This window comes from Prevotella sp. C561 (assembly GCF_000224595.1).
Taxonomy (GTDB): Bacteria; Bacteroidota; Bacteroidia; order Bacteroidales; family Bacteroidaceae; genus Prevotella; species Prevotella jejuni.
On sequence record NZ_JH114152.1, the window covers coordinates 1,211 to 10,721 of the forward strand.

The 9,511-nt window shown below is 38.2% G+C and carries 6 protein-coding genes and 2 pseudogenes; 6 read left to right on the forward strand and 2 right to left on the reverse strand.

The window, feature by feature from the left end; genetic code table 11:
* The 6 genes and pseudogenes from HMPREF0666_RS17440 to HMPREF0666_RS12625 all read left to right on the forward strand — a co-directional run.
* Positions 1-196, forward strand: a pseudogene (locus HMPREF0666_RS17440) (IS1380 family transposase); the annotation flags it as partial.
* A gap of 768 nt (positions 197-964) precedes the next feature.
* Positions 965-2,512: a hypothetical protein gene (locus HMPREF0666_RS12605; RefSeq protein WP_232214107.1), complete on the forward strand. Its 1,548-nt coding sequence runs from the start codon at positions 965-967 to the stop codon at positions 2,510-2,512.
* A 2-nt stretch (positions 2,513-2,514) separates the two neighbouring features.
* Positions 2,515-3,441, forward strand: coding sequence for a hypothetical protein (locus tag HMPREF0666_RS12610; protein WP_232214108.1), 927 nt, complete (start codon positions 2,515-2,517; stop codon positions 3,439-3,441).
* Between the two features lie 12 nt (positions 3,442-3,453).
* On the forward strand, positions 3,454-5,946 hold the full coding sequence (locus HMPREF0666_RS12615) for an Hsp70 family protein (RefSeq protein WP_009012751.1): 2,493 nt from the start codon (positions 3,454-3,456) through the stop codon (positions 5,944-5,946).
* A gap of 187 nt (positions 5,947-6,133) precedes the next feature.
* Positions 6,134-7,918 (forward strand): AAA family ATPase, encoded by a 1,785-nt coding sequence (locus tag HMPREF0666_RS12620; protein WP_009012752.1) that lies wholly within the window; start codon positions 6,134-6,136, stop codon positions 7,916-7,918.
* Between the two features lie 6 nt (positions 7,919-7,924).
* Positions 7,925-8,284 carry a TerB family tellurite resistance protein gene (locus HMPREF0666_RS12625; RefSeq protein WP_009012753.1) on the forward strand — a complete coding sequence of 120 codons (360 nt, stop codon included), beginning with the start codon at positions 7,925-7,927 and terminating at the stop codon, positions 8,282-8,284.
* A 426-nt stretch (positions 8,285-8,710) separates the two neighbouring features.
* On the opposite strand, the gene HMPREF0666_RS12630 is transcribed toward HMPREF0666_RS12625, so the two are convergent.
* A complete protein-coding gene (locus HMPREF0666_RS12630; RefSeq protein WP_009012754.1) occupies positions 8,711-9,124 on the reverse strand; it encodes a leucine-rich repeat protein in 414 nt (137 codons plus the stop codon).
* An 8-nt stretch (positions 9,125-9,132) separates the two neighbouring features.
* Positions 9,133-9,511, reverse strand: a pseudogene (locus tag HMPREF0666_RS12635) (IS30 family transposase); the annotation flags it as partial.

Here is a 9,511-nt window from a genome sequence, read left to right on the forward strand (position 1 = left end):
CATGCTGAAGAACTTCTATCTCTATCTCGTCCGTCATATCAGCGAAAAGGTCAAGCCGCTGAAAAAGACAAGCAGACTGAAAGCCTTTATCCTGCATTTTGTCAGCGTACCGGCAAAATGGGTGAGAACGGGAAGGCAGAACGTTCTGAACCTATATACAAATAAAACATACTACTCTGAAGTATTCCTTGAATAAACAGTATTTCTTTGTGGCTATCATATTCCCCATTGGGTTTGGGTGGGGGATTTTATGCCTATGCAAGAACCAAGAACCCTAGAAAAGTCCCAAATCAATGGATAAATACCAAAATGTCACGTCAATATATAAAAGTAAATCGCAAAGAATAATGCTGTGGAATTGAGGGAAAGAACCATAAATAATATATCTACTCAGTAGCATATTTGGGGAAGATTCTAACAGTAAGTGTTTTTTTTATCAATTAAATAAAAATATATAAAATACTTTTCGTATCTTTGTTGCGTATTACCCATACCGAAAGCCCCAATGGGCAAAGGTGGGGTATACATACATATTGATAAAAGGCGTTTTTGTACGCTTTGGTTTTGACGAATTGGAATCTCGCAAATTCATCGACAAGTCAAGAACAAAGCAACTAAGAACGCTTCATGGGGTGTATTATATACGTTCTCAATGTCTTCAATCGATTTTTCGGTTGTTGTCAAGAGGGTATACTATATATTTACACTGGCGTGGGGCTTTCGGCGTTGCTCGTTTCGACTTGTCGGGCAATGCGAGAGCCTCAATTCGTGAAGCGAGTGACAGAACTGGCTCCACGCTTTTTTATATGTATAGATTACGAGGATGAATTTCGTCAACAAAGGGAGTCTGTTGGCTGTGTTTGTGAACGAAATTAGAATGAATGTTTTAAAGAACAATCCTTACCGACTACTCGGAGTTTACACTAATTCTCCGACCAAAGAACGACTAGCTAATCACAATCGGATGAAAGCATTTCTGAAAGTAGGCAAGTCTGTATCTTTTTCCTTAGATTTACCCCAATACCTACAACCTATCAATAGGACTGATACTTTGGTAGCCGATGCTGATGCTAAACTCGCGTTACCCAAAGACCAAATGTTCTATGCGCTGTTTTGGTTTATCAAGACAACTCCGTTAGACGATATAGCTTTTAATCACCTCATAGCAGGCGAACGCAGCAAGGCGGAAGAAATTTGGCAAAAGAAAGAAACTCTTTCATCGCTACAAAACCGCATTGTATGCGCCTTAATGTGCGATGACTACAAACAAGCCCTATCGTGCGCAGAGACATTGTATGCCAATATGGAATATGTCAATCAATTTGTGTCAGCAGTGATTGGCACTGGTGGAAACGTAAGTGTGACAGACTTACCTTTCACATTCCTTGATGCTCTATGTGAAGAAATTGATGTACAGAAAATACTTCCGCATATCGAAAATAGTATCTGGAAAGAACATATTAGTGGGAAGGCTATAAACCCATTAATCGACACCATACAAAATGCTATTGCCATTGCGAATAAATCAAGAGGAAAAGGTTCTCTGGCAAGGTTGGAAGCAGGCGAAGTACTTATGAAAAGTACAAAAGCCACTTTGCAGCAGTTAATGAGTCTTCTACCCAAAACGGACTTGCAATACCAGACGATTGCAGACAAGCTGGGATTTGAAATTTTGCAATGTGGTATTGACTACTTCAACGAAGCTGACGAAGCTGATACCGCCCATAAAGCCATGAAGCTACAAAAATATGCAATGGGCATTGTAGTCGGACAAATGGCAAAAGACAGATGTAAGGAGAATGTGGATACACTTCAAAAGATTATAGACAACTTGCCACCATCTGAGGTGTATTCAGAGGATAGGGCTATTCACGAGGAATTGCGTAAGTACTGTTTACTCCCTGACAAAATTTGTCATGCTGTAACTTTGCTTAATAATACCAGACCACATTTACAGGCTATTAAACGTAAACTCGGCGTATCAAATGGTTATTATCTCAAAATATCCTCACAGGTAGTAGGGAATGCTCTCAGTAATGCTATAGCAGAGGTAAATGCTAGTAATAATAATGACATTCTGAAGAGTGCATGGGAGTTAACTCTTTTTATGGACACGTTTGATTTAGAAGTTTCGTTTAAAGAAAAAACATATAAAAAGAACCGAGAAATACTGAAACAAATGTGTGAAGAAAGAGGGCTGATTCATCGATTTTCTTCTAAGAGAGCATCATATTGGCAAGCTGCACTATTCCTTCATATTATTTGTGTAATCATAGGTTATTGTATTGCAGATGAAAGTGGATATTTTGATAAAACTATATTTTACTGGAGTATAGGTATAGGGGCTATATCTTGGATATATATATTAATAGACAAAGGGGAAGATACAGAAAGTTATGGGGGCTGGCTGGCTAGTTCCGGATGTTGGGGAATAATAATTTTATTTCCCCTATGTATTGGTTATTGGATATATAAAGGAATAAGGTTTTTATTAGATGTTGTCAAATCATAACTATGAATAAAATATTTACAATAATCCTGCTTGTTACCATGGGTTGCCTGCTAACGAGTGCGAAGTTGGCGAATAATACCGACAAAATTAAAGTTTTAGAAGATAAGTTTACTCTTCTGCTGAACAAGCAAGGTAATGTTGAAAATCATTTGAACAGGCTGGTAGACAAACAAATAGAAGACGAGCATAAAATCCAATCGCTTAGCAATGAGAATGCCAGACTAACAAAGGTGATTGACAGTTTGCAGAATGCATGCAGACAATTAGCAAATACTCAAGCAACTGACCGCAAAAATATCAGTAGGGAAATCGATAAAACTAACAGCAATATGCAGGATGGTCAAGACATGCTGCGAAACCGCACGCTTTGGATGGGCATTATTGCTGTGGTATTACTTATTATAATAATAGGTGTGATATACCGATTGGCAAGACGTATTAAATTAGGTGACACCTCTATCGACGAAGTACGCAAAGCTCAAGAAGCCTTGCAGTTGGCACAGACAAAGATGCAAGAAGAATCTGTGAGACTGGATGATAAGCTGCTGGAAATGTTTGACAAGCAAATATCCGCAACGCCAAAGGTTGTCGGAACTGATAAACCTGACCATTCGCTTGCCTTGAAGGTGGCAGACGAAATTGTCAGAATAGAACTCAATATGTCACGTATGGACTCTTCAATAAAGGGATACAAGCAATTGGCAAAAGCCGTGGAACGCATCAAAGATAACTTTAAAGCCAATGGCTATGAAATCATCGATATGTTAGGGAAACCATACAATGAGGGCATGAAAGTAACTGCCAACTTTGTTGCTGACGAAGAATTAGAAGAAGGAAAGCAAATCATTACAGGCATTACCAAACCGCAAATCAACTACAATGGGCAAATGATACAAGCTGCTCAGATAACCGTAAGTCAAAACATCTAAGATATTAACATTATGGCAAGAAACAAAATTGATTATGGCATAGATCTTGGAACAACCAATTCCGCCATCAGCCGCATGGAAAAAGGCGAACCTATAGTAATAAAGACTGACGTATTAAAAGACACTATGCCTTCCTGCATTTCTGTAAACAAGAAAGGCTCTATAAAGGCTGGCGATAGTGCCTACAATACGATGAAGCAAGATAAACGCCGTGCTACAAAGTCGTGGCATAAGGGAGCCTCCAATACATATGTGGAGTTTAAACGCACAATGGCGACAGATACAAAATATTCATGTACTAACTTGAATAAAGAATTCTTATCAGAGGAACTATCGGCAGAAGTACTGAAAACTTTAAAGTCATTCGTTACGGATGAAACATTTGGTTCTGTTGTCATTACCGTGCCAGCAAAGTTCACGGTGAACCAAAAAACTGCAACAATGGAAGCCGCGAAGCTGGCAGGCTTCAAACATTGTGAGCTACTTCAGGAGCCTATTGCAGCAGCTATGGCATATGGTGTTACTGCAGAGGAAAAGCATGGACTTTGGATGGTCTTCGACTTTGGAGGCGGAACTTTTGATGCTGCCTTGTTGAAAGTAGAAGATGGAATAATGCAAGTTTTTGACACTGAGGGAGACAATTATCTTGGCGGTAAGAACCTTGATTATGCTATTGTGGATAACTTGCTTATACCATATCTTCAGAAAAATTATGCAGTAGATAGTTACTTGCAAGATCCAGAAAAAAAGGAGGTACTTCGCGATGCTATGAAAACATACGCAGAAGATGCAAAAAATCAACTTTCATTTAAAGATCATGAGGATATTATTTCCAATCTTGGCGATCTCGGAGAAGATGAGGAAGGAGAAGAAATAGAACTTGACTTAACCTTAACTCAGGCACAGGTCTTTGATGTAATGCACCCTTACTTCCAAAAAGCAGTAGACATCTGCAAGAACCTTGTAAAGCGCAATAACATTGACGGATCACAAATCAGCAAACTTATTCTTGTGGGTGGTCCAACACATAGCCCTCTCATCCGACAGATGCTGAAAGAACAAGTTACGCCTAATGTTGATACAAGTATCGACCCTATGACTGCTGTTGCAACAGGAGCGGCACTCTATGCTTCTACAATGGATGCGGAGATTACGGACGAGGACATTCAAGTGGGAACTATCAAACTCGATGTGAATTATGAATCTACAACTGTTGAAATGACAGAGTATATACCAGTTCGTTTGACTGCCGACTCACCTTTGAGCAAAGTTTTCGTTGAGCTTGTTAGAGGAGATAAGGCATGGTCAAGTGGAAAAGTGGAAATTGATTCAAATGGTGATGTGCTGGAAGTAAATCTATTAGAAGGAAAAGCTAACTCGTTCAATGTTTTCTGTTATGATGATAAAGGAAATACCCTCCCTTGCTTTCCTTCAGAAATTACCATTATTCAAGGTTCTGTAGTTGGAGCTGCACCATTGCCCTATAATATTGGTATTGCCACATGGAATGAAGACAAAAGACGTGGTGTCTTCCGTATGGCAAAGGGATTAGAGAAGAACAAGCCATTGCCTGCCACTGGTGTGGTAAATGATTTGAAAACTTCTAACCAACTTCGTCCTGGTTTAGAGAGTGATATGCTAACCATTCCAATTTACCAAGTAGATGACTTTACCGAAGCTGAAGGCAAGTCTGCATCACTCTATGAACATGTAGCAGATGTTGTTATTACTGGCGATGATGTTGATACACTCATTACGGAGAATAGTTTGGTGGATGTAACACTTAAAGTCGATTCTTCCGAACAAATGAAACTTGAAGTTCATTTCTTGTCTACAGATACGACTGTAGAAAAAGAACTTGATACTAACAAGAAGCATACCATGCTTGATGCCAGTACAGAGATAAAGAAAGGATTTACAGAGGCAGAGGGCAGCCTTAAAACCTTGTCTGATAGTGGAATAAATGTAGACAGCTTAAAGGAAGAACTTGCTTCTATCCGTACAGACAATGAAAACACAACAGAGAAGAAAGAGGTACTAAACCATCTACGAGAGTTACTTAGAAAGATTGAGCAACTTGATGCAAATACAGAATGGCAGCGTGTGGAGCAAGAGTTACGTGAAGAGTTTGACAGACTTGAAAAGGCACAGAACGATCTGGGAAATGATAACTCTGCACAATTGGTTAATCAACTCCGCACCCAGACAGATGAGACTATACGTGCAAAGAACGTACAAGTTGGTCGTGAACTATTAGAACAAATCAATAGACTATTCTTCCAACTTACCATGGTTTACCAGTGCATGGGACTTATTCGGTCTTGCAACGATCGCTTTGGCACTATACGCTGGAAAGACTCGTCGCATGCCCGCCAACTTGTAAATCGTGGAATGGAGCAAATTAGTAACAACCCTACAACAGAGGGATTGCAGCAGATCGCAGCAGAATTAATTGAACTTATGCCACAAGATGAGGCAGCGAATGCAGGTGGACTGTTAAGATAATAATTAGAACTTATGAGTAAGTAGATAGATGCAACCATTAGGTGTCCGGAATGTGATAGTAGGCTTGAGAAAATGTATTTATCTACACTCATATAAATATCAGACTCTAAAGGTTGAGGCTGTATATTGTCTTTGTTGTTATTTTTAACAATCGAAGTTGGTTTAATTATACTTTAAATGTAAAACTATGCATTTTAAGAAAAACGATAAAGTAGGTGCATACACAATTGCGTTTCCGCATAGGCAAGGGACTTATGCGGAAACCTATCGTGTGAAAGATGCAAATGGTAAGACTCGTTTTCTGAAACTTATCAATTACTCTAAACTCCATCATCGCCAGATAGATAATGATGGTCAAGTAACGGAAGTTGAGATTGCCAAACAATTGAATCATCATAACCTTTGTCAGTATGTTGATTCAGGTAATATAATGATAGGCGGTCATCAATATGCTTGCCTTGTAACGGAGTTTGTGAGTGGTGAAACTTTGTCTGAGCGCATCATCCGTGATAGCAATCTCAGTGTATATGAGATAAAGACGATTGCAAAGGCTGTCTTGTTTGCTTTATCGTATCTACACTCACAGCAGGTACCCATCATTCACAATGAAGTAACAATACAAAACATTTTGCTGAATCTCGCTGGTGATTTGAAAGACTTGAAGTTGATAGATTTTGGACATGCTCGATACTTGGGACAAGCGATAAGTAAGCCAAACTTGGATGAATTGAATCCATTTTATCTCGCACCTGAACGATTCTCCGGCGTATACTCTGTACAAACTGATTTATATTCAGTAGGAGTTATGATGTACCATTTACTTTATGGCAGGTTACCTTGGTTTATTGATATTTCTAAAAAAGATAATCAAGATGTGGTGGACTACATCTTGGTAGAACGAAACAAAAAGCTTAAACTGTCAAAAGATAACATATATGAGCTTGATGATCAACTGCTGAATGTGATAGCCAAATCACTAAGTTATGACGCAGAGAATAGATTCCAAACAGCCCAAGAATTTATTAAGGCTATTGACGGTGAAGTCAGGGTGGAACATCAGTCTACCAAGCGAGAAATCCTATCAGGATTGCAACCGAACGAGGCTGCAATTCTAACACCAACAAAGAAAATGGGTGAAGGATTCTCTGCTGTAGCAGGTATGGAAGAACTGAAACAGCAAATGTATGAAGAAGTGATAGAACCACTTCATCATCCAGAGGAATATCAACGTTATGGCGTTACTATTCCCAATGGAATGTTACTCTATGGACCTCCGGGTTGTGGAAAGACATTCTTTGCCAAACATTTTGCAGAGGAATTAGGTTTTAACTTTATGTGCATCACTCCCGCTACATTGAAAAGCCGTTATGTTAATGCAACACAAGAGAACATAGCAAAAATGTTCAAGGAAGCAGAAGATAATGCACCAACGGTCATTTTCTTTGATGAGGTGAATGAACTCGTGCCTAATCGTGATAGTAGCGATGTACACGAGATGTCAAGAAGTGCTGTCAATGAAATGCTCGCTCAAATGGATAAGACAGGTGAAAAAGGAGTTTTTATCATTGGTGCAACTAATTACCCAAATATGATAGACCCTGCAATACTACGTGCAGGTAGATTAGATAAAAAGTTTTACATAGGTGTACCAGATACAGAAGCAAGGGTGGCGTTATTCAGGTTGTATCTTGAAAAGCGTCCATACGACTTTGGTTTGGATTATCAACTTTTAGCAGACATGACTAAGAATTATGTGTCTGCTGATATTCAATTGATAGTAAATGATGCTTCAAGGTGTGCGCTTCGACAGCATTGCAAGATAACTATGGAAATCTTGAAATCTGTAATAACAAATATTCAGCCATCGCTCAGTGCTAATGAGTTAAATAAGTATGAGCGCATTCGTGCAATGATGAATGGCGAAACACAAAGCAAGACAAAAAACAGACCTCGAATAGGTTTTAATGTATAAATGATTATGACAAAGAAAGAATTATATTTAAAAACAGTGTTCTGTTGCATAGCATTCGATGGAGACATTGCCGAAGAAGAAATCCGCTTGATAAGAGAACTTGGTACCAAAGATAAACTTTTCAGCGATATGAATACTGAAAAGTATATCAATGCATGGATTAATGAAATTAATAAGCGAGGCGGTATGTTTCTACAAAACTACCTTAATGAAATTGCTACGGAAGATTTGAACGAGAAGGAGCAACTGTTGCTGGAATCACTTGCATTCAATGCTATTGAGACAGATAACCGGATAGAGTATTCTGAGGTAAAATTCTTCAAAAAATACGTTCAAGATTATCTATCAACGATGAAACAATCTTAGGGAAGTTCCCTAATAAAGAGGATTTTCTTTTGCCTGACTTGAAAGTTGCAGAGTTACCAATGTGGGACGAGAATACACACTTTAATCAAATAACCATACCAACCCAAGTTAACTAACAACTTTTGATTAAATAAAATCGAAAGAAGGGTAATCTATTTTTGCGCCAAATATTATATTCCATTTAGTAGTTTACAATAGTATATAATGAGAAGTTATGCCAAAATGGAAATACCATTTTGATAAGCTAACAGTTTGAAGCAATTCATTAGAAAGGATTGCTCACTTGCTGCTCTATAGTAATAAGGTTTTCTGTATAAGCCATCGAAGTTTTCCTTGTAAGTTTCTGTTCCTATTCTTATTTCTTTGTCAGATGAACATACAACAAGTAAAAATATATAGTGTGACTTAGGAAAACCGATGTGCTCATTATTTAATGATTATCTTTTTACCATTGACAATATAAACACCCTTAGGCAAAGCATTAATTTCGTCAGTGCTTGCTTTACTTAGCCGTTTTGTTCCATCTATTGTATAGACATCGGCAAGTCCTGCTTTATTATAAACAGTGTTTGTAATGCCAGTAGTACTACCCTCTATTAAGGAAAAATCTTCCCATTGGTATGCTTGTTTATATGCGTCAAGACTATTCTTAGGAACAATAAGTTTACATTTAGATTTATTAATGTCGGTAAAAACACCTGATTCACAGGTTGGAGGTACGACTGCCTCACTTGAAATCTGTGTTATACTGGTACAGTAATCAAATGCGTATTCTCCTATATCCTTAACACTTTTTCCGATATTTACTTTTTGTAGGTTGGTCGTGAATTCAACAAGCAAGTGCAAATTTACTTAATTAGTTCGTAAAAGCAGTCCTGTGGTGTTTTAAAATCTAATTTCTTTCTTGGCCTCATGTTAATTTTCTTTGAATACTTAGTTATTTGTTGCTGGCTGATATGCTCAAAGGTTTCTTTTTTGGCACGTATTGCCTAATTAGTCCGTTAGCATTTTCTATAGCGCCTTTCTGCCATGAAGCGTATGGGTCAGCAAAATATATGGTAACACCAAGGCTTTTGGCTATCATTTCATGACAAGCGAATTCTGTACCATTGTCAGTTGTAATAGACTTGATATGGTCTTTGAAAGGAGATAGTAAGTGTATTACAAGTTCGTGCCAGTTCTTTGGCATTTTTCCCCTTCTTTAGTTTTCTCATAAACAACATGTTT

Bases quoted from the DNA above. Each gene is read 5' to 3' on its own strand.
- HMPREF0666_RS12605 (WP_232214107.1), top strand. From the start codon at position 965: ATGAAAGCATTTCTGAAAGTAGGCAAGTCTGTATCTTTTTCCTTAGAT.
- HMPREF0666_RS12610 (WP_232214108.1), top strand. From the start codon at position 2,515: ATGAATAAAATATTTACAATAATCCTGCTTGTTACCATGGGTTGCCTG.
- HMPREF0666_RS12615 (WP_009012751.1), top strand. From the start codon at position 3,454: ATGGCAAGAAACAAAATTGATTATGGCATAGATCTTGGAACAACCAAT.
- HMPREF0666_RS12620 (WP_009012752.1), top strand. From the start codon at position 6,134: ATGCATTTTAAGAAAAACGATAAAGTAGGTGCATACACAATTGCGTTT.
- HMPREF0666_RS12625 (WP_009012753.1), top strand. From the start codon at position 7,925: ATGACAAAGAAAGAATTATATTTAAAAACAGTGTTCTGTTGCATAGCA.